Here is a 20189-nt window from a genome sequence, read left to right as displayed (position 1 = left end):
TTTATGAGCGCGGTGGTCTCGCCGGATAGCTACCGAATAGCCTCTACGGTCAGCGGACGTTGGCAGTAACCTCTACACGTAATCTAGGCCAAATGGGGCGCGTATCCATAGCCAGCCAGCGTTGCCGCATACACTCAGCATCGCTTGACTCCTCAGCCACCGGCAGAGCCGGGGCAAATCTACTACGATTCATAAGGTCTGTGTTTCATATAACACCGCGCAAATCATGCTCAGGGCACTACTTCCCACATGCAATCAACGTCATTCCGTCACAAATATTGTGACGGATGACATTGATCGCAGGCCATTCGGGTACGCCTTATCGGCACCACAAGGCTTTGAGGCTTCGATTGAGCTTCTGGTCCATCAAGCGGTGCACCTCCAGGTCGACGGAGATATTAGCCAGGCAATACCGGGGACCCCGACCGCGCCGTCTATGGACGGTCGATCTACGCTTATGACGGGAGCTATGGCAGTCGGAAGTTCGGTCGCTGCGAGTCTTAGCTCGGCGATATCGCGGAACAGTTCGTTAAGGCTGCTTGTTCCACACGCCTACGCAGTTCCGAAAGAAGTGGATTCGTTGCAGGATGATTTTGATGAAAATGTGGCAGTGTTTCCTGGAGGGGTTTACGTCATGTTCAAGTCTGGACGTACTGAGGCAGAAACAGTCCGGCGAGCATTAGCCAGTATGATCGGCTGCTACTCCGTGGCGTGGCTGTTCGACGACGCAGACGCCATGAGTAGCCCCGTCATCGCAATCGTCCCAGTCTTCGATGGGGATGGCATTGCAATGATGTCATCATCGACGACGGTTGTTAGAGAACTTCTCCCGGATATTTCATTGCCTATAGTGCATTGATCAGCTCCGTTGGCCGGCATAGTTTTTCTTGGTACAGGCCGACAAGAAAGCGTCGGGGCACGGACGTGATCACGATCATTGCTTAGATAACGCCCGGCGCTATGGGCGACGATCATCAAGCTATCGTGGTGGCCCCCGCATATTGGCCGCGATGAATGTCGTTCGCCTGCCCAAGGCAGTCAGCCTTGCATGCCGTCAATACGATTGGAAGCATCGACGTGGACAACCTGTTCAATTATCCGGTAGCTATCTTAGAGATCTTCGGCCAGCCGGAGTGAGCACGTACAGCGGGACGGGCATTGGACAGAATTGGCCAGCGGGCGACGTCGGTTTCATGCTGGGAAGTTCTTACTTTACGACACGCGGAACGAGCTGGTCATTGTCGAGCAGTCCGTACCGCGCCCTCAGAACGGTCGTGTTGCGGACAATGGGACCTTTCTCATCGAGGAGTGGGGCGATCCTTCGGTGCTCGGAACAACGCTCTTGGCATTCGACGGAGCCGGTCGGCAGGTGATGAAGGCCGGCCTAAGCGCCAACGTTATCGTCAGTGCGATCTCCGTCGGCGGGCGCTACGGTGTTTGCCAGACCGCCCGCAGTTCGACCGACGATAGCGTGAAGTTAATGCTGTTCGACCTGACCAAGGGGACGCGCGTGTATACCGTGGTGCCCGAAGCCGGCTGGCCAAAGCAATACACCGTCGATGAAACGACGGCGGAGGTCATCGCTCACCTGGGAGAACTGGGCTCGTTCGTTTATGCCGCCTGTCGACTCCCCACTAGTTAGTGCCAACCATAACCCAAGGTCGCCGGATCATTTTTTTGCCTGAATTCTGCGGGCGTCAGCCCGCCTAAGCTGTCGTGCGGTATCTCGCGGTTGTAGTCGGCTAGCCAAAGCTCTGCCTGCTCGCGTACTTCGGTCAGGTTCCGAAACACGTGCATGTCGAGGACACCACGCCGGAAGCTGCCGTTGAAGCGCTCGATGAAGCCGTTCTGCATCGGTCGACCGGGTTCGATGAAGTCGAGCCTGATGCCTTTGCCTTCTGCCCATTCCGCGAGCGCCAGGGCGACAAATTCCGGGCCGTTGTCCAGACGAAGCTTTGATGGATGTCCGCGCCATGCAGCGACACGCTCGAGCGTGCGAATCACACGCGACGCAGGCAAATTGAAATCGATTTCCACAGCGAGTGCCTCGCGACTGAAGTCATCAATGACATTAAAGGTGCGGAAGCGGCGGCCGTCCCACAGCGCGTCGGACATGAAGTCGATGGACCAGCTTCCGTTGATCGCCTCGCCGGCCACCAGTGGTAGCGGGTGACGCGTCGGGACACGCTTCTTGCCGCGTCGGCGGCGATTCAACTGCATCTGGCAATACACGCGCCACACCCTCTTGTGGTTCCACGGCAGGCCGCGCCGGCGGATGATCTGAAATAGCTTGTCGAAGCCGCGCTCGGGGAATCGCTCAGCCAGCTCCGCTAATAGCCCGATGACGGGCTCGTCGCGATCAGGGCGAGCCTCGTAGCGCAGCGTAGATCGCGAGAAGCCTAGTGCCTCACAGGCCCGGCGCTCGCTCCATCCGTGCTGCTCGACCAGCCAGGTGATGAGCGGGCGCTTATGCGCCGGGTCTACAGCTTTTTTGCGATGAGATCCTTAAGCCCGTGGTTCTCCATCGCCAGATCCGCATACATGCGCTTGAGCTTGTTGTGCTCCGCTTCCAGGTCACGCAGGCGATGAACGTCCGACTCCTCCATGCCACCGTACTTCGATTTCCAGGTGTAGTAGGTCGCCTCGGAAATGCCGAGCTCCCGGCACATGTCCTTGACCTGCCTGCCGCCTTCGACCTGCTTCAGCGTCGCAACGATCTGGCTCTCGGTGAATTTGCTCTTGCGCATCGTGGGTCTCCTTGGGGATATTTTGCCCGGAGACCTCGGTTTATGTCTGGAGTAAGTTTACGGGGAGGCGACAGACGTTGGTGCCCGACATGCGGCCTTTCAGTTCCAACTACTGCCTTATGTAATCAGCGCGCAGTGTTGCAACGCTAAGAGCCCGTCATTGCTCGGGCTTTTCTCGTTCGCGGGGTTTGGTCGCCTTCGCAAGATGCGAAGTCAAAAAATTATTCGGCGCGCCGCGCTTTGAACTGGCGCGCGAAGGGGACAGTATTCATCAGACTACGTGTTGCTCGTTGGCATGTACAGCATTGGCCACCACTATGCTTGCTTCCCGGCCGAGCGATACCAGGACCCCCTCGGAGAGATATTCCTGCCCGCCCGGGAGGCAGTGGAGGACGCCGAAGACCGCCGCCTTCTGTACGTCGCGCTGACCCGGGCCAAACACCGCGTGGCGATGCTCGTCCAGGAGGACCACCCGTCCCGCTATGTTTCCGAATTGATGAACACCTGGCATCACGGCGAAATCCAGGTGAACGGTGGGACGTTCTCGCTGTGCAAGGATTGCGGTGAGGCCATGCTGGTGCGAAGAAAGCGAAAGGCCGACGGCACCTCTTTCCTGGGCTGCAGGAATTTCTGGCGTCACGCGTCAATGGCGTCCAACGCCTCTGCTGCGTGACGCGAAAGCGGCTCGCGGAGGTGCGAGTGCGTTGACAATGGGACGGTCGCAGCCAGTGAGATGCGGCGCTGGCAGGCTTGAACCGCCCGTATGGGTGTCGGAACGAGGATGCGAACCAATGGAACACAGGGGCTTCATGAACGAAACACAGCAGGTTCTGCGCAAGCTCGCGGACGCGTCAGCGTATGACCCGGACGGCAATCCGACCGACACCGACCTTGCCATCGGCAGGCTTGAGCGAGTGCTGGCACCTTTCTTTCTGGCCAGTACGGCGGTCCTGGCCATTTTATTTGTGGTCCAGTCGGCGGACCCCGGCGGCTTTGGCAGCAGGCTCGCAACGGTGGTCGTCATCGCCGGTGGCGCCGGAATCCTCTCCGGCCTTGGCTACATGCTTGCAGACGTCATTGTCCGGCGCGTGCGTAAGCGCTTCCGGGCAGACGACGAATTCCATCACACGTCTGCCCGGGCGTGCCACCGGGAGCTCCAGGTCGAGGCACTGGTGGTCCACAACGACGGTGTTTTGGAAGACATGGCAGACCAGATTGAGGCGCGTCTGACCGGCGCATCGACTCGGCTGAGCGCGGTCATCGGAGACCGCTCCTCCATCATCACGACGGGCGTGGCCCTGATTGCCGCCTACAAGGTCGCCACGGATCTGAAGTGGGTTCCGGCGGGTTCTGCCTATTCGCTGTTTTATCTCGTTGTCGGCGCTTTCATCGTGCTGACGCCCGCCATGCTGGGCAGCGCTGCCGAGCGGCTGGTGTACCAGAAAGGGCTGTTGGCCTCGGCCAGAAAGCGCAAGGCGCGCGCTCTTCTGGATGGAGGGCAGCCAGCCGTACCTGACCTGGCCGCTGGGCTGACGCCGCTTCCGGCGGCTGCCAATGACGGTGACGGAACGCCCGTGTCAACGTTGCTCGGAACGGGCCTGCGAAATACCGTCGGGCACGAGGCGGAAACAGACAGCATCCGGTAGCTGCGTGGGGCATCAAATGAACGCCTGGCGACGGGCTTGACAGGGAGGAGACCATGGCAAGACGTACATTTTTCTCGTTTCACTACCAGCCGGATGTGTGGCGGGCGTGGAACGTGCGCAACTGCTGGGTTGTCCGACCCGACGACCAGCATAGCAACGGATTCTTTGACAGCAGCGTGTTTGAAAGCTTCAAGAGAACCGGTGACGAGCAGCTGAAAACGTTCCTCCGGAACGGTCTGGACAACACGTCGGTCACCTGCGTTCTTGCCGGCTCAAATACCTGGCAGCGCCGATGGGTGCGCTACGAGATTGCCCAGAGTGTGCTCAAGCGCAACGGGCTTTTGACTGTCGACATCCATGGCGTCAGAAACCAGCAGGGCGAGCTTGCCGTACACGGTGCCGACCCGCTTGCGCAGATGGGCGTGTACCGGACAGACAACGGCATCTATTTCGCCGAATGGTCGGGCGGAAAGTGGGTCGCCTACCAGGACTACACCCGACCCGTGCCGGAGGCGGCGCTGTGGTTCCCGGCACCGACCACCGCGAACGTTGTCCAGTTTGCCAGCCACGCGCTGCGGTACGATTTTGCCGCCCAGAACGGGCGGGAGAACATCGACGGGTGGATTGAACTGGCGGCCGGCGTGGCTGGTCGCTGAGTTCAGGACTTGCGTTGAATCTCCTTGAGGATGGACTCGAGGAGCGCAAACGGCTCGTCGTCGCCAAGTACCGCGTTGGCATACAGCCAGTCGAGTGCGAAAAACTCCTGAACACCCTTGCCTGCACATTCCAGCAACTTCCCGGTCGACAATGGGAGAAGATGTTTTTTTGGCACTCGGTAACCGACCCTCAAGGGTTGGTCCGCGCTGTCGCTGGCCACCACCACTTGCGACTCGGCGGCCATGCGGATTTGGCGCCGCCGGCCGTCCGGCTTCCGCTGGAGAACGCTCGACGTCATCAGCTCGTGGTAGATCCACGGCGACTCGGTGGCCACCTTGCCAAGGTCTGGTGCATCAGCGTCCTGGATGCTGATGGACTTTGGAGTGTCGAGGAAAATGAGGCACTCGCAGCTGTCCATGGCGGCCGTCAGGGATGTTGCCAGCATCATGTGCACGTGGCTTGTCGAGTAGTTCCGCTTGTCATAATCGAAGACTTTCTTCGAATCGTCCTGCCAGCAATACTTCTCGTCAATGCGTCGCTGGAGCTTCCGGTTGTCGCCCCATATCAGGGAGTCGACAAAGGGAAGCAGGCCGAGCTCTTCCCACAGAAAACCCGCGAGCCCTAGCGCTTTGTTCTCGTCGGCGTGGGCGTGCGAAATGAAGACATGGGCGTTCGTCTTCCGGAACCACTTTTCCTTGATGGCGTCGCCGTCGAGAACCCCCTTGGTGATGAAGTCATCAAGTGAGCGGGAGGATGCGGGCCAGGTTTTTTCGAGGATCCTGCGGCCGCCGGCCTCATACGTGGAGAACGGATTGGCGGTGGCCAGTTCGAGCTTGAAACCGTTGAGCATTGGATACGTCCCTGTCAGTTGGGTGGGATGGCCGCTGCCGTTGGCGGCGGTGTGTCTTTGCTTAGGACTTTAGCCCTCGGCAATACCTTAAGCCACCCCCAAATGAGCCTCCGGTTCTTGCTGCCGACCCGGCCGTGGCTGCGACAGGTTGTCCAGTTGACGGAGGAGACAACGGCGCCATGCTGGAGCGGGACAGGACGGAGAATTTGGGGTGCAACAGATGGTCGGCGACGAGGTTGACCTCGTATGGGAAGGCAACGTGTCCACCGACGCGTTCGGCTCAACGATAGTGCCAGGCGCCAGTGACCCCTGGACGGAAGGCTGGGAGGACCCCTGGAGAACGCACTTGTCCGACTCGCCTCAACAAAGGATCGTGTCTTCGCCCGCCGGTTCGGTCCGCTGCCTCATCGATGCATTGAACGGCACGGCCGGACGTCCGTGCCTGCTTCCCCGTCGGACACGCCGGTGGGTGTCGGACCGTCTCGCCATGGCGGGACTCGATCTTGACGTCAACCGCAACCCTCTGGCGCCCTACGGGGACGGAAAGGTCACTGGATGGCGGACATGGCCGCGTGCACCGTGCAGGTCGGAAGGCATGATGGGGGCGGGCACGCTGGCAGAGCTCTACGCAATGGTCGAACGACGATTGTCGGTCGTTTTGTTCGAAGAATACGTCACCGAGTCACTCGAGCGCGTCTTGTCCATCGGACCAACGGGCGTGTTTGATGCTGCCCGCCGATGGCTGCACGACGGTGTGCGGCCAGACACGCGATATGAGGACCTGACCAGGTTTTCTTCCCGCGTTCCCAAAGACCTTCTCGACAATTACTTCCTGCAGGCGATACTGCCAACGTTCTCGCAGTTCGATGACGACACGTGGCGTGCGGGCGCCCGCCTGTATCGCCAGGCGAGCGAGCGTCAACGGGGCCTTTTCACCAGTCTTGTTCCCCGCCTTCTCGAAGCTGTCGACCGGCACGAAAGTCGCTGGCTCCATGCGCGCGTGGGGTCGAGCCCGGCGACTGCGGGCAGCCGGCCACGCCTCTAGTCACCCGCCGAAGCGAACGCGGGGTCTCGGACGTCGCCTGCCGACGGGAAACGCGAGGAACTCAGCCAGTGCCTCTCCCTCGCGGATTTCATAGTGGGGTGGCGCCTGGACAGCCCAAAGCGAGGACGTCAAGGTGGAGGCCGTGACAAACGCCGCCCTGGTCTGGGGCTCCGCCGCACCGGCGGCGTCCACGGCCGCGATCAGCCTGTTGTGGTCAGCAAGCAGATGCGCCGCCAGGAGGGCGTCGAGGACGGCTATGGCGGCCTCCTTGCTCGTATAACGCCCAGGATGCAAACCGCCGCCTATGCTCCGAATGGCGAACAATGTTCGTACAAGTTCGCGGACTGTCATCTCGCCGGGGCCGGGGCCCAACTCAAAAATCTGCATCTCGACGAGCTCGAGTCCGACAGCAGCCCATGTCGCGCTGTCGAGAGCGTTTTCAATCATTACTGCCATGTGTGCTCCTCCAAACGGGTTCAGCGACCGGCTTTCTTCGCTGCGTCGTCAATCCACTTGCCGATGTTCTCGTGGCCGTTGCCATTGAACCACTGGTAGTTCGGGTATCCGGGCACCGTCATCCCGCACCACGTGCTCGCCGCGCCGTCAAAGCCCTTGATCTGGCTGATATCGACGGTGAGGATGCCGTTTCCCTTCTTGATGCTTTCCGCAATCTCGTAGGCCACCCACTTGCTCTGGTTGGTCCGCGCACCGACCAGGACCACGGTGACCGAGGTGCCGCTCAGCTGGCCGTCAATCCAGGCTTTGATGGCCGCGTCACCTTTGCGTTTGACCTCCTCGAACTCCGCCTTGTCGATGAAGCCGACCTTGTCGTCGCTCTTGATGACGTTCGAGTTGCGAACAACCATCGCCCGCTGGGCGTCGGCGTACTTGAAGCTGAAAAAGACCTTCCTTGCCATGTGTCCACCTTATAGGATTTTGAGCAATTCCAGAACAATAGTGTGGGCGCGCTCGAGTGTTGTCTCATCCGCGCCGAGTTCGCTGATGAGCTCGCGGGCGCCCGCAGGTGCCAAAAGCCGGCCCGAGTCGAGGAGCGCGATGGTCTCCGTCCAAAGCTCCCGCGCCATGCCGCCGGTGATGCCGACCGGTATCGGGAAAACACCGTTGGCAAGTGCGAGGTCGAACTCTTCTTTCATGCCGTTCGAATGGACCACCTCGTCACCGACAAGCTTGTTGCCGAAGACGAATACTGCCACCCCTGCACGCTTCAGGATGTCTTCGCGATACCGGGTCCAGAGCTGTGCGCGGTCGGTCATCCCTGGGGCGCTTTGGGGGAACGGGCGCACCAGGAGGCGGTCTTCATCGAGTGCCCGACCATCCAGGGCGGTCGTTTCGATGACGCCTGCGATTACAGCACTGCCGATGCCAAGTCCGAAGCCGGAGATGATGCGGAAATCCCGTTTGCTGATGGCTCCGGCGAGGTTGAAGACGAACTTATCGCTTGCCACTTCGCCAAAGGGCGCATAGTCATGCGCCGCGCCGGAGATGAACACGGAGCGGCGACGGTGGCAGGTTTCGATGGCTCTGAGTATTTCGGTGATTTCGGAAAATTCGCGCACGTAGGTGGTGCGGATGCCGAAACGCAGGAGCTCTTTCTCAAACAGCTGCTGCTTGCGCTCGCGGTATTCAAAGTCCGCATCGGACTCGTTTTCGAGACGGGCGACCCGACGCAGGACGCAGTGGCTCTGGCGCTGGTTTTGTTCGTAGCTGATGCGGACGCGGCTGAGGATGTAGTCCAGGTTGGGGTCGGTGAACGAAAAGCCGAGGAAGAGGAAGGTCTTTGCGACCAAGTCGCCTTTGAGCGCATCGATGAACGGCGCCATCCGCAGGTGATAGCGCTCGTAGTCGTCCCGGGTGAGGATGGCCTCGTCGGCGTTTTCCACATCGCCGTGCATCTTGTACAAGACGACGTCGCGCTTGTGGACGGTCGTCGGAAGCTGTTGGCGGCGGTACTTGGCGTCAACGACCTTGCCGGCGTCTTTCAGGGCCTGCTCGATGAGCCGGTCATAATTGGTCGTCCACCAGGTCGAGATGGGCAGGCGGGCGAGGATGAGGTGGTTTTCGCTGGGGTTCAACTCCCGGGCAAACTCGGTGACGAGCAGCTGGTTTAGCCGGTGGCGATTGGCGACGTTGTCATTGGTGTGGTACTGGGCGAGAGCGACAAGGTCGTATTCGCGCTCGACGTCCAATTGCAAGTCTTCGGCGATGGGACGGAGAAGATTCTTCCAGTCAACGAACCCGGCTGCCATCGAAAAACCAGCGCCAGCGAAGATGGCGAGGTTGCCTGCTTCCAACTCATCGGACAACTTCTCAACCAGGCGTATTTGGTCCCTGTCCACCGAAGCTCCCTGCTTGATTGGTTGCCACGAACTCTACGCCCGCTGCATGGTTCCGGCAACAGGTTTCGCTTGCGACGGCAACGCCTGACCGCGCAACGGATATCGATAGGTACATCGCGCGGGGGCCATGCCCAGCCCGGCAATCGGGCATCGGACAATCAAGGGAATGGTCGGCATTCGATCCATTTTTCGTAGCCCGAATAACGCGGTATCAGAGCCACTATTATTCTAAAGATATAAAGGAATCAACAAGTTGTATCAAAAGTGTGCCGAGAATGTTGGTATCGAACGTTGCGGCGTAGCTCTCGGCCGTCTGGTCGGTGATGGCCCCGGCTTGCCTTCGGTGCCGGCGTTGTTGACGGCGATGTCGATGCGGCCAAAACGGCTGGCCGACTGGTCGACGAGGGCGCTGACGTCGTCTTCGTGGCGGACGTCAGCCTTGATGAACAGGGCGTCGGATCCGAGACCGCGAAGCTCGCTTTCCAATGCCTTGCCTTCAGCCTCGCGGCGACCAGCCACGACGAGGTTGGCGCCCTGCTTTGCAAACGCGATGGCGGTAGCGCGGCCGATGCCGGTCAGGGCGCCTGTGATGAGAACGGTGGAGTTGCTCATGGTCTTGACTCCAGTGGATGAAGATGGCGCGAGACGCCTTCTGCGTCTCGCCACTGGGACCAATCTAGGCTTCAAGGCCGGGTTTGAAAAAGACTTTATAAGTGGGGGGGCAATGCATGGGGAGCATGGCCGGGCGAGAACAATTGCCGCAACTGGATACAAAAGGCAAAGCGGCCAAGAGGGCGACCGCAGCCACCTCGAAACCAGCCACTGTCGGCAGGCGAGAGAGCTTTCGACTCATTGTCAATCGCCAGATTCTCGGTTACGACTGCCCTCCGACCACCATGTTGAAAAACGGGATCACAAGCCGCGTGCCTGGCAGGCCGACGCGGATGCACTGTTGCCGGCGTGCAACCGGCAATAATGCAGGGCAAAATTACGGTCAATAGACGGCTAGGGAGTGGCGACCATGAAGACTACGCACGGATTCAGCCCCCGCATCGAGGGATTCATCGATGACTACGTCAAGCAGCTGACTGCCGGGACAGCAGCCCTGTTTGCGGGCGCCGGATTGTCGCGAACCGCAGGGTTCGTGGACTGGGTCGAATTGCTCGACCGGAGTGCACGCGAGCTGGGGCTCGAGACTGCCAGGGGACACGACCTTGTTGCCCTCGCGCAGTACTACGCCAACAGTGTTTCCCGTGACCGGCTCAACAAGGCCATCGTCCAGCGGTTTGCCAAAAAGGCGACACTCACCGAGTCGCACAAAATCCTCGCCCGCCTGCCCATCATGGACTGGTGGACGACGAACTACGACTGCATGCTTGAAACAGCATTGCAGAACGCCAACCGCGTTATTGATGTCAAGGAAAAGCCGAGGGACATGGCGCGGGCGTGGCCCCGGCGGGATGCCATCGTTTACAAGATGCACGGCGACGTGCGAAGTCCGACCGATGCCATCTTGCAGACTTCCCAGTATGAGTCGTATGCCGCCACCCACCAGGCGTTTGTGACGGCGCTGCAGGGTGACCTGACGACCAAAACCTTCCTTTTCGTGGGCTTTAGCTTCGCCGACCCCAACCTGACCCACATCCTCGCCCAGCTGCCTTACAAGGGCGAGCGCGAGCATTACTTCTTCGTCAAGAAGGCGAGTCTGAAAGACTTCAAAAAGGACGGCGCGAAAGCAGACGAGGCGTACGGATATGCCAGGGCGCTCCAGGACCTGCGCAATGCAGATCTGAAGCGATACGGCATCACGGCGCTTGAAATCGACGGGTTCGAGCAAATCCCGCTTATCCTCGGAGAAATCGAGCGGCGGTACCGTCGGCGGACCGTGTTCATCAGTGGCAGTGCGGAAGAATTCGCACCCTGGGGGCGGGAGAAGGCGCAGACGTTCCTGTCCAACCTGTCCTCGGCGCTGGTCCGCGAGCGCTTCCGGGTGTTTACCGGCTTTGGCATCGGGGTTGGCACTCCTGTCATCAACGGGGCTTTGAAGGAAATTTACGGCTCCCCGGCCGTTTGCTCGTCCGATCAGCTCGTTATGCGCCCCTTTCCCCAGACCGACCCGGCCGACCCTGCAACCGTAGTGCTCTGGCGCGAGTACCGGCAGAAGACGCTCGGCGAGTGCGGGGTTGCCATCTTTGTCTTTGGCAACAAGGCAGGGCCCCGCAAGGGCAAGACAGTGGATGCAACCGGCATGCAGGAGGAGTTCGAAATCGCGTTGGACGCCGGCGTCATCCCGGTCCCCATTCGGGCTACCGGCTCGATGGCTGGGCGGTTTGCAAGCGCGCTCAAGCGGCAATCGGCGCTGTCACGGAATGCGCCTCCGGCCCACAGCGAAGTCCTGAAGACGCTCTGGGACGCGACAGAGCCGGACGACATCATCACCGCCATCGTGGCTTTCATGAACGATATCAATGACTGAACAGACGGGACCGCGCATCGCGGGCGTAGCGACGCGGTGATGGAACTCAAAAAACGGAAACCAGAGGACCGGGATGGCAGATTATTTCACCCTGAGCGAAGCGCGGTTGGCGGCATACAGTTCCGGCAACTTCACGTCGGTCAACAAGCGCCTCGAAGAGGCGGCGTCGGCAGAGTCGTGGCGGACCTTTGACGTGTTTTTGTCCCATTCGATGCAGGACGCTGAAGCGGTCCTTGGCATCAAATCGATTCTCGAGGGCCAAAGTCTGACCGTTTATGTCGACTGGATAGTTGACCGCCAGCTCGACCGCTCAAAGGTCAGTGGAAAGACCGCCGACATCCTCCGCAAGCGAATGGAGCAATGCAGGCGCCTCATCTATGTTTCGTCGGCCAAGGCGACAGTGTCGAAATGGATGCCGTGGGAGCTCGGGTTCTTCGACGGCAAGAAAGGCGAAGACGCCGTCGCCATTTTGCCCCTCGTCGAGCATCAGGGCGACAGCTTCCCAGGTCAGGAATACCTGGAGCTGTACGCTGTGGTCCAGAAAAACACCTACAGCAACGGCAGCCGGGATGTCTTCGTGGAAAAGGCTGGCAGGCATTGGCAGCCGCTTCGCACTTTCGGGTCTGCGAACGCCTGGCGGATTTACGGCGCTGGATAGATCATGGCAGGGGAGGTCAGAAACCGATGATGATCTTTCTCGATGAGTCCGGCACATTCGGGCAGGCCCCTGACGCGAACGCCTTTTGCGTCGTGGCGGGCTACGTCATCCCGCAGTGCTTGCTTGGTCAGATGGAAGAGTGCCTGCGACGCTTCAAGGCCGGAACGGGTCGCGACGAAGGCGCCAAGGTCAAGCGCCGTGACGTCAGGGAAGAGCACTATCTTCGCTTCCTCGCCGAGCTCAGTGATGTGGGAGGTGTTGGCAAGGTCGCAAAGTCCGTATGCGGCTCACCATCGGCGAGGTGAAACCGTGCTCGTCCCGGCCACGTGTTGATGTCTCTTGACCGAAGCCGGCTAGTCGAAAGTCGAACCAATCGGTTCTGGACGTTTCCAGCACACAGATGCTCCAGTATGCCGCCTCTTCCGAAGCGATTGACCCCCGCCATACCGGCCCGCGAACGTTCGGAAGGCCGTGAGTGTGCCAGGGGCCTGCAACCTAGGGCAGCCCGGAAACGGCCCTTCTGAAAAGCACAGGCTCGCAATTCCTTGCTGAGCGGCCTGACTTCCATCATCGAAGATGCCGAGTCGGACATGGGCGCTGCATATGCGACGACACACAATCGCGTGTTTCGGTACACACCGGCATCCCGGCTGTCACCTTGTTTTTGTTTCCTCTGCCCGCCTCGCCCTGTCTTCCACAGCCCGCTGCCGACGAAGGTAGGGCTCAAAGAATCCAGGCTTACGCGGGGTAAGTTGCACCTCCGGAAACACCACCTTGCTGATGTCTTCCAGTCGTCGCGGCAATTCCGCCACGTGGATGTAATGCTTTCGTAGCACGCTCACCCCGGTGCTGTGTCCCGTCAGTTGGGCAATGCGCCCGTCAGCCACACCCGCGCGTTCGGCTGCTGTGGCGAAACTGTGTCGGAATGAATGGAAGACCTTCGCAGGGCTGGTAATGCCGCAGGTCTTTCGGAGGTAGGTCCGGTTGAACCAGTCACCAATGCTGTCCCCGGGACCATTGTCGCCCCATGTCAGACCAGGGAATACATGCTCAAACCGGGCCGCCCTGACGTCATTGACATAGTCCAGAAAGCCGAGCCGGATGAGCTCCGGGTGCAGTGGAACGAACCGTCGGGATGCACGGTTTTTTGTCTTGCGGCGGATGTGTAGTCCCCAGATGCCTGCGATTTCTTCCACGTCTTCGACGTGCAGCTGCCCGAGTTCATTGACGCGTGCGCCGGTATACAGGGCCAGAATCGGAGTCCAGTACTTGTGGGGCAAGGCGTAGAGAATCTTGTCCGGCGAGAAAATGGTGCGGAGATCAGCAGGCGAGAACGGCTCACGTGTCTGGGCTTCGTCCTCGGCCTTGCTGGTCACCTGGAATCCGTCGCAGGGATTGAAACCCACCTTCTTGCGCTTGAGCCAGGTCCCAAAAAAGAGCCGCAGCCGGTCGAGGTGTTTTTCACGCGTCCGGGGCGCAAGACCTGGCGTGCCTTCCCGCTTCGCCTTGGCCACAATCGCCCTCGGTGTCAGGTCCCTGTATTCGGGCTTTTTGCTGGCGTTCGCCGGCCACACCCGCATGGCGGCCATGAAGGTGTCGACATCGTCGGCGGTGCAGGCCTGCGTCGGCTTGTCGCCGACCAGGGCCAGGAAAAGGGCAAGGGTATTTTCCGTGTCGAGCAGGTTCTTCTTGCTGCGGTTCTGCCCGTCCATGTGTCCCAGAAAGGCCGGGATGCGAGCCGACAGCAGGTCTTCCGGATTCGTCTTCGGTTCCGGTTCTGGAGCGCGCGCTCGGTCGGGTGCGCCGAGGCGCTGGCCTTCGAGCTCCAGGGCGAGGGAGCGGGCCTCTGCGTTCTCCCGGACCGAGCCATCCGTGACGATTCGGACGCCACCGGGGAGCTCAATGGTCAGGTCGACGTGGGGACCCCGTGCTGCGGCGAGCGCGGTCTCCAACAGGTTCTTGTGGTCTGCCACAGGCTCCCCCCGCATCCGTTCATAGGCCTGGCCCAGAACATACCCGATTTGGGCGGCCCGGAGCCGGGCGCCATCCGCCCGCTGGCCCCGCAGGCTGAGCACGATGTACCGGCGCCCGAGAGAGGGCTGCAGAAACGCAGGCACGAAAAAGCGGACATGAAGTCCGCTCGGTCGGTGCAGCAGCAAAGGCTTTGGCACGTGATACCTCGCGTGATACCCGAAGGAATCAGCCGAGGCAGGTCATTTCCCCCGATATACCGGGGGGATGAGCCATATTGGTGGAGGTGGCGGGAGTCGAACCCGCGTCCGAAGGCGTTTAATCTCCAGATCTACATGCTTAGCTCACCGTTAGATCTCGTCCACCGACAGCACGGCGTGCTAAGCGCACCGGCGGACATATCTGATTGATCTAGCGTCAGACCCACAGATGGAGGGTCTTTCGGCGGTCTCATGATAGTGACCCTACACCGACGAGCATGAGCACAAGATCGGGTCGGGGGTTTGGCCTTTTTTAGGGGCCGGACAGCTTAGGCGGCGAGAGCCACCGAGTTGTCACCGTAGTAGTTGTCATTGGCAACTATATGTTTTGCGGCTGGTTTAACGAGGAAAGCTGCCCCCTCGGCATGCACCAGTAGATCGCACTACCCCCGTCGAAACCAGAACACCCCCGGGGAAAAACGTTGTGTGACTACATCCCACAGTATATGGGCGGGGAGTGGCACCCACAATGGGCGCCGCCCGACCGTTCAGGTCAGCCCATGCGATTGTGCGAGCGCATGACGCGTTGCTTGTCGATCGCCCATTCGCGTTCCTTGTCCGTGTTGCGCTTGTCGTGCTCCTGCTTGCCCTTGGCCAGGCCGATCTCGCACTTCACCTTGTTGTGCTTCCAGTACATCGCGGTGGGCACCAGGGTGTAGCCCTTGCGCTCGACGGCGCCGATCAGGCGGTCGATCTCCTCGCGGTGCAGCAGCAGCTTGCGCGTGCGCCGGTCGTTGGCGATCACGTGGGTGGAGGCGCTGATCAGCGGCGGGATCTGGGCGCCGACGAGGAACACCTCGCCGTGCTGGATGATCGCGTAGCAGCCTTCACCGAAGTTGATCCGGCCGGCGCGCAGCGATTTCAGCTCCCAGCCTTCCAGGGCCATGCCGCACTCGAAGCGCTGGTCGATGTGATATTCGTGGCGCGCGCGCTTGTTCAGCGCGATCGTGCCGCCGCCTTCTTTTTCCGTGTCCTTCGGTTTCGCTTTTGCCATGTCCGCTAAAATCGGTCTATCGGGTCCCTGATACAAGGCCGGCGGGTCCGTTTGCCGGCACATAAGACGAGGTCAGCTAATGATTGAAATCCGCCGCAGTGCGATCGTTCCTTTCACACCGGGGCAGATGTTCGACCTGGTCAACGATGTGGAAGCATACCCAAAGCGCTTCGGGTGGTGTGATGCGGCCACCGTGATCGAGCGCGAGCCCGATGTGCTGGTGGCCCGGCTGGATCTCAAGCTGGCTGGACTCAGGCAGAGCTTCACCACCCGCAACACCATGGTGCGTCCGGAAAGCCTCACCATGAAATTCGTGGAAGGCCCGTTCCGCTCGCTCGATGGACTGTTCACCTTCCAGGCGCTGGGCGAGGTGGGTTGCAAGATCGCGCTGGCGCTGGACTTCGACTACGCGGGCCTGGGCGGCTCGGTCCTGAAGATGGGCTTCCAGCAGCTGGCCAACCGCATGGTGGACGATTTCTGCGACGAGGCCCGTCGCCAATATGGCTGAACTTGCCGTGGAAGTGGCCTACGCCGGGCCGGAGGGGCAGGGCGTCGTGGCCCTTATCGTGCCGGCTGGCACATCGGCCTGGGAAGCGGTGACGATGGCCCTGCCACGGCTACCCGTGGGTCTGGTGCCGGATCCGGCGCGCCTGGGCGTCTTTGCGAAGAAGGTAGCGCCCGAACGGCCGCTGGAAGCGGGCGACCGCGTGGAAATCTACCGGCCGTTGATCCTGGACCCGATGGAGGCCCGACGGCGCCGCGCGAAACGCGGCGCCTGATCCGGCCAGCAGGGTGCAGCCAGGGCTTACTTCTTGCCGTCGCCCGACGAGCCGCCGCCGAACACGCCACCGTCGTCCTTCTTGCTGTCGTCGGCGCTGGTGTTCTTGTCGCCCTGGGCGCCGCCCACGGGGTTGGCCTTGTACTTCTCCGAGTCCTTCAGCAGCTGCTGGGCATCCTGGGCGAAGAAATCGCCTTCGGTGCGGACCAGCGTGTCGTTGTTGAAGGTCAGGGTGAGGGTGCGGGTGGTCATCTTCTTGCCGCGATGCGAGAAGGTGGACACGTAATCCCAGCGATCCTGGTCGAAGGGCGAGGTGACCGAGGGGGTGCCCAGCAGCACCAGGACCTGACGCTTGGTCATGCCAGGCTGCAGCTGATCGACGTTTTTCTTGTCGAGCAGGTTGCCCTGCTGCACGTCGGGGGTATAGACGAGGCCACAGCCCGCGATGGCGACTGCCATCATGGCCAAACCCAGCGTGCGAATGAGCTTATGCATGCGTAGTAACGTCCGGATCGTGAAGCCTGCGATGATACACTAAGCGCCTGACGGCACCGCGAGGGGGTCTTTATGGACCAGGAAACCAGGGAGCTCCGCAAGGCGGGTCTCAAAGTCACACATCCGCGCATGCGGATACTGCAGATCTTCGAAGAGGCGGACGAGCGCCACCTCACGGCCGAAGACATCTACAAGCGTCTGCTTGCGCACCAGGAGGACATCGGGCTTGCCACGGTGTATCGGGTGCTCACCCAGTTCGAAGCGGCCGGCATCGTCATGAAGCACAACTTCGAGGGTGGGCAGGCCGTCTACGAGCTGGACCGCGGCAAGCATCATGACCACATGATCGACGTTGACAGCGGAAAAGTGATCGAGTTCATCAGCGAGGAGATCGAGCGCCTCCAGCACGAGATCGCCGAGCGGCACGGCTACGTCATCGAGGACCACAGCCTGGTGCTGTACGTCAGGCCGAAGAAGAAGCGCTGATCCCGCCTGCGTCACCCCCTCCCAGTCACCCCCGTCGCGCAAGCCACGGGGGTGATTGCGTTTGTGGGGCCTTCGGGTGGTTCGGTATGGCCTGGGTTGGTTTCGCGGACATCGTCCGCTCCTACTGAGCGGGTCGCGCAGTGTCGGGCAGGGTGTGCCACGAAGGGCGAGGGCATGGCGAAAAACAAGCGCCCATAAAAACGCCGCCGGAGGACTCCTGTCCCCCGGCGGCTTGATCCGCTTCGTCGTAGCGCGCCAACCGCGAGTTGCTCGCTGGGTTGGCGCTTATCCACGTCGAACCGGCGAGGCTGACATCCTGTCGCCTCTTCAGGTCGATCGTCCCCACGACCGACCTGGGCTTACCGTCTCTCGACGGCAGCTCCCCCACATCGATAAAGAGATCGTAACGAAGTGTTCACTGACGTGATATCGGAAAATTTCCTATGTCCATTCCGATACTTGTGCTGCGGAGCAGCACGCGCAGGTGCAATCCGACCGGTTCGGGACGGATGCGGAACAGGCCACCGAGCGCAGTGATGCGGTCGCTCATACCTTGCAGGCCGCGCCCGCCGCCGTCCGTGCGTGCCGGCTGGGGCGTGGCGGGCAATCCGGTGCCGTCGTCGCGGATATCCAGGATGGCGACGGGGCCGTGGTCGCGCAGCCCGATGCGCAGCCGAAGGGCCAGGCGGCTGGCGCCGGAGTGGCGTACGACATTGGTGGCGCTTTCCTGCACCACGCGGTAGATCGCGGTGAGGGTGTCTTCGTCGAGCAGCCGCGGCTCGCCACGCAGGTCGGTCACGTAGTGGATGCCGGCGGCGGTGAGCATGTCGCGGATGGGGCCTTCGTCCAGCGCGCGCAGCAGGCCGAATTCGTCCAGCACCGAGGGTCGCAGGCTGTCCAGCATCTTGTGCAGTGCCTTGCGCATGTGGCCGAGGATGCCGTTGATCGAGCGCCCGATGTCTTCCATGCCCGCGTTGCCCAGCCGGGCCTGGGCCAGCTTGAGGTGGGTCTGGATGGCGGTGAGGTTCTGCCCCAGTTCGTCGTGCAGCTCCGCGGCCATGTGACGGCGCAGGTTTTCTTCCGCCTGCAGGTTGCCGCGCGCCGCGTCGCGCAACTGGCGGGCCAACTGGTCCAGGCGCTGGTTGGCCGCGGCCAGGTGGGTGTTCTGCTGGGCCACGCGCTCGCTGCTGCGGCGCAGGGCATCGGTGGCGGCGCCGAGCATGAGCGTGCCCGTGCCGGCCACGGCCAGGAACAGGTGGGCTGCCGCCGTGGGCGCGCCGCGGCCGATCATGTCCTCGGTGACGTTGAGGCCCACGCTGGTGATCAGCATGGCCAGGCCGGCGCCGCGCCAGCCGTGCCGGAATGCGAAGAACAGCACGGGCGCCAGCGACAGGACCCGGGCGAACTGCGGCTGCGGCGAGTACTCGGCCAGCGTGATGAGGATGGCCAGCGACGGCAGCATGACCAGCAGGCCATCCAGCATCAGCTCCGCCATGGAGGCCTGCGTGGGGCGCTCCCGGAAGATGAGGATCATGACCGGGACGACCAACAGCACGCCCAGGTAGTTGCCGAGCAGGTCGCTGCCGAAGGTGGTGCCGAGCATCTCGACCGGCGCGGCCGGATGCAGGGAGGCCATCATGGCGGCGTTACCGGCGGTGGCCACCGTGGCGGTCACCATGGCGGAGAGCAGCAGGCGGGCGACGTCTTCCGGGGTGCCCAGGCTGGCGTGCAGGTGGGCGCGACGCAGCAGCCACAGGCAGGCGGCGACCATCAGCGGCTCGGGCGCGTCGCCGATGATGAAGCCGGCGCCACCGATCGGCAGGCCGCTGCGCCACTCGCAAAAGCTGCTGCCGGCGATCTCCGCGGGGAGTATCCAGAACCAGTTGCGGGTGCGGGTGAGCAGCAGCGCGCCGAAGCGGAGGCCGAAGGGCAGCACCCAGTAGGGCTGTTCGGTCGGCCAGAGCATGATCCACGCGGCCGCGTAGGCGAGCGCGATCAGGGGACCGATGAATCGGGAGGGTGCGTGTAATCGCATGGCCGAATGTTACACGGCGGATGCGGCTGCCCGACGCCCGGCGTCGCCCATACGCACGCGTCGGGTTTGCCTGTTACATTCTGCCCATGCCAAGAATCGCTCTTGTAGATGACCACGCCATCGTTCGTGAAGGTTTCAAGCGGCTCATCGAGCTCGAACCCGATCTGGATGTCGTTGCCGAAGCCCGCAACGCCGACGAGGCCGTGGATGCCGTGACCCAGCATCGCCCCGACCTGGTGGCGGTGGACCTGTCCCTGCCCGACGGCAGTGGCCTGCCCCTGATCGAGCACCTGGCCAGCATCGCGCCCACGATGAAGATCGTGGTGCTGAGCATGCACGACGGCGAGCCCTACGTGTCCGAGGCGCTGCGCCGTGGCGCGCGTGGGTACGTGACCAAGGGCGTGGCCCCGGAGGAACTGGTCGCCGCGGTGCGTTCGGTTTTGAGCGGCGAGCAATACCTCAGTTCGGACCTGCGTCAGCGCCGGTCGGGCCGGCCCTCGGCGGATCTGGACCCGTTCAGTCGGCTGACTGCCCGTGAGCGCGAAGTCTTCCTCCTGCTGGCAGCCGGACGCGCGCCGAAGCAGGTGGCGGCGGAGTTGGGTATCGGGCAGAAGACGATCTATATCCACCGCGCCGCGGTGATGAACAAGCTCAACGCCGGCTCGGAGCTCGATCTCTACCGCATGGCGCAGGAGCGCGGCCTGATCCGCGCCTGAGCCCGCCGAGCCTGAGCG

The 20189-nt window shown here is 61.7% G+C and carries 22 protein-coding genes and 1 other RNA gene; 11 read left to right on the top strand and 12 right to left on the bottom strand.

Annotated features, from left to right (window positions below; all coding sequences use genetic code 11):
* The first annotated feature begins 1342 nt into the window (after positions 1 to 1342).
* Positions 1343 to 1642 carry a hypothetical protein gene (locus QRN34_RS04360; RefSeq protein ID WP_285402309.1) on the top strand — a complete coding sequence of 100 codons (300 nt, stop codon included), beginning with the start codon at positions 1343 to 1345 and terminating at the stop codon, positions 1640 to 1642.
* Here the strand turns inward: QRN34_RS04360 and QRN34_RS04355 are convergent.
* Positions 1639 to 2747 (bottom strand): IS3 family transposase gene (locus QRN34_RS04355; RefSeq protein WP_285402308.1). Its coding sequence is split into 2 segments (ribosomal slippage): positions 1639 to 2486 and positions 2486 to 2747, totalling 1110 coding nucleotides; the frame shifts between segments, so codons are not numbered across the junction. The two genes, QRN34_RS04360 and QRN34_RS04355, sit on opposite strands and share 4 nt — an antisense overlap.
* A 295-nt stretch (positions 2748 to 3042) precedes the next feature.
* Between QRN34_RS04355 and QRN34_RS04350 the strand changes: the two genes are divergently transcribed.
* The 3 genes from QRN34_RS04350 (at position 3043) to QRN34_RS04340 (ending at position 5049) form a co-directional block, all read left to right on the top strand.
* The gene (locus QRN34_RS04350) at positions 3043 to 3420 is read left to right on the top strand and encodes a hypothetical protein (protein WP_285402307.1); all 378 of its coding nucleotides are present in this window, start codon (positions 3043 to 3045) and stop codon (positions 3418 to 3420) included.
* Between the two features lie 136 nt (positions 3421 to 3556).
* Positions 3557 to 4393: a hypothetical protein gene (locus tag QRN34_RS04345; protein WP_285402306.1), complete on the top strand. Its 837-nt coding sequence runs from the start codon at positions 3557 to 3559 to the stop codon at positions 4391 to 4393.
* A gap of 53 nt (positions 4394 to 4446) precedes the next feature.
* Positions 4447 to 5049, top strand: coding sequence for a TIR domain-containing protein (locus QRN34_RS04340; protein WP_285402305.1), 603 nt, complete (start codon positions 4447 to 4449; stop codon positions 5047 to 5049).
* 2 nt (positions 5050 to 5051) lie between these two features.
* Here QRN34_RS04340 and QRN34_RS04335 read toward each other — a convergent pair whose 3' ends face one another.
* From QRN34_RS04335 to QRN34_RS04310, 6 genes are all read right to left on the bottom strand, one after another.
* Entirely contained in the window at positions 5052 to 5900 is an 849-nt protein-coding gene (locus tag QRN34_RS04335; protein ID WP_285402304.1) for a hypothetical protein, read from the bottom strand.
* A 682-nt stretch (positions 5901 to 6582) separates the two neighbouring features.
* Entirely contained in the window at positions 6583 to 6876 is a 294-nt protein-coding gene (locus tag QRN34_RS04330; protein ID WP_285402302.1) for a hypothetical protein, read from the bottom strand.
* Positions 6877 to 6945: 69 nt separating this feature from the next.
* Positions 6946 to 7401: a hypothetical protein gene (locus QRN34_RS04325; RefSeq protein WP_285402301.1), complete on the bottom strand. Its 456-nt coding sequence runs from the start codon at positions 7399 to 7401 to the stop codon at positions 6946 to 6948.
* A gap of 20 nt (positions 7402 to 7421) precedes the next feature.
* Entirely contained in the window at positions 7422 to 7862 is a 441-nt protein-coding gene (locus QRN34_RS04320) for a TIR domain-containing protein (protein WP_285402300.1), read from the bottom strand.
* Between the two features lie 9 nt (positions 7863 to 7871).
* On the bottom strand, positions 7872 to 9269 hold the full coding sequence (locus QRN34_RS04315) for an SIR2 family protein (protein WP_285402299.1): 1398 nt from the start codon (positions 9267 to 9269) through the stop codon (positions 7872 to 7874).
* Between the two features lie 291 nt (positions 9270 to 9560).
* Complete coding sequence (locus QRN34_RS04310) at positions 9561 to 9914, bottom strand: SDR family NAD(P)-dependent oxidoreductase (protein ID WP_285402297.1); 354 nt, start codon at positions 9912 to 9914, stop codon at positions 9561 to 9563.
* 409 nt (positions 9915 to 10323) lie between these two features.
* Between QRN34_RS04310 and QRN34_RS04305 the strand changes: the two genes are divergently transcribed.
* From QRN34_RS04305 to QRN34_RS04295, 3 genes are all read left to right on the top strand, one after another.
* A complete protein-coding gene (locus QRN34_RS04305; RefSeq protein ID WP_285402296.1) occupies positions 10324 to 11778 on the top strand; it encodes an SIR2 family protein in 1455 nt (484 codons plus the stop codon).
* A 73-nt stretch (positions 11779 to 11851) separates the two neighbouring features.
* Complete coding sequence (locus tag QRN34_RS04300; RefSeq protein WP_285402295.1) at positions 11852 to 12436, top strand: TIR domain-containing protein; 585 nt, start codon at positions 11852 to 11854, stop codon at positions 12434 to 12436.
* 26 nt (positions 12437 to 12462) lie between these two features.
* Complete coding sequence (locus QRN34_RS04295) at positions 12463 to 12741, top strand: hypothetical protein (RefSeq protein ID WP_285402294.1); 279 nt, start codon at positions 12463 to 12465, stop codon at positions 12739 to 12741.
* Between the two features lie 348 nt (positions 12742 to 13089).
* Here QRN34_RS04295 and QRN34_RS04290 read toward each other — a convergent pair whose 3' ends face one another.
* The 3 genes from QRN34_RS04290 to smpB form a co-directional block, all read right to left on the bottom strand.
* On the bottom strand, positions 13090 to 14607 hold the full coding sequence (locus QRN34_RS04290; RefSeq protein ID WP_285402293.1) for a site-specific integrase: 1518 nt from the start codon (positions 14605 to 14607) through the stop codon (positions 13090 to 13092).
* Between the two features lie 78 nt (positions 14608 to 14685).
* Positions 14686 to 15078, bottom strand: a transfer-messenger RNA (tmRNA) gene (gene ssrA / locus QRN34_RS04285).
* Between the two features lie 82 nt (positions 15079 to 15160).
* Positions 15161 to 15661 carry an SsrA-binding protein SmpB gene (gene smpB, locus QRN34_RS04280; RefSeq protein ID WP_036112483.1) on the bottom strand — a complete coding sequence of 167 codons (501 nt, stop codon included), beginning with the start codon at positions 15659 to 15661 and terminating at the stop codon, positions 15161 to 15163.
* 79 nt (positions 15662 to 15740) lie between these two features.
* Between smpB and QRN34_RS04275 the strand changes: the two genes are divergently transcribed.
* Positions 15741 to 16169, top strand: coding sequence for a type II toxin-antitoxin system RatA family toxin (locus QRN34_RS04275; protein WP_285402292.1), 429 nt, complete (start codon positions 15741 to 15743; stop codon positions 16167 to 16169).
* On the top strand, positions 16162 to 16440 hold the full coding sequence (locus QRN34_RS04270; RefSeq protein ID WP_285402291.1) for an RnfH family protein: 279 nt from the start codon (positions 16162 to 16164) through the stop codon (positions 16438 to 16440). Before QRN34_RS04275 ends, QRN34_RS04270 begins: the two co-directional genes overlap by 8 nt.
* Before the next feature lie 26 nt (positions 16441 to 16466).
* Here the strand turns inward: QRN34_RS04270 and bamE are convergent, their stop codons facing one another.
* Positions 16467 to 16934: an outer membrane protein assembly factor BamE gene (bamE, locus tag QRN34_RS04265; RefSeq protein WP_036142103.1), complete on the bottom strand. Its 468-nt coding sequence runs from the start codon at positions 16932 to 16934 to the stop codon at positions 16467 to 16469.
* A 72-nt stretch (positions 16935 to 17006) separates the two neighbouring features.
* Between bamE and fur the strand changes: the two genes are divergently transcribed.
* Entirely contained in the window at positions 17007 to 17420 is a 414-nt protein-coding gene (gene fur / locus QRN34_RS04260) for a ferric iron uptake transcriptional regulator (RefSeq protein WP_036142099.1), read from the top strand.
* A gap of 415 nt (positions 17421 to 17835) precedes the next feature.
* Here fur and QRN34_RS04255 read toward each other — a convergent pair whose 3' ends face one another.
* Positions 17836 to 19455, bottom strand: a complete 1620-nt coding sequence (locus QRN34_RS04255) for an MASE1 domain-containing protein (protein WP_285402290.1) — start codon at positions 19453 to 19455, stop codon at positions 17836 to 17838.
* Between the two features lie 86 nt (positions 19456 to 19541).
* On the opposite strand from QRN34_RS04255, the gene QRN34_RS04250 reads away from it, so the two are divergent.
* Positions 19542 to 20171 carry a response regulator transcription factor gene (locus QRN34_RS04250; RefSeq protein WP_036142093.1) on the top strand — a complete coding sequence of 210 codons (630 nt, stop codon included), beginning with the start codon at positions 19542 to 19544 and terminating at the stop codon, positions 20169 to 20171.
* The last annotated feature ends 18 nt before the right edge of the window (positions 20172 to 20189 follow it).

It is taken from the genome of Luteibacter sp. ME-Dv--P-043b (assembly GCF_030209605.1).
Classification (GTDB): domain Bacteria; phylum Pseudomonadota; class Gammaproteobacteria; order Xanthomonadales; family Rhodanobacteraceae; genus Luteibacter.
Note: the sequence above shows the minus strand (reverse complement) of the source record. Positions and strands in the feature narration are given on the sequence as shown.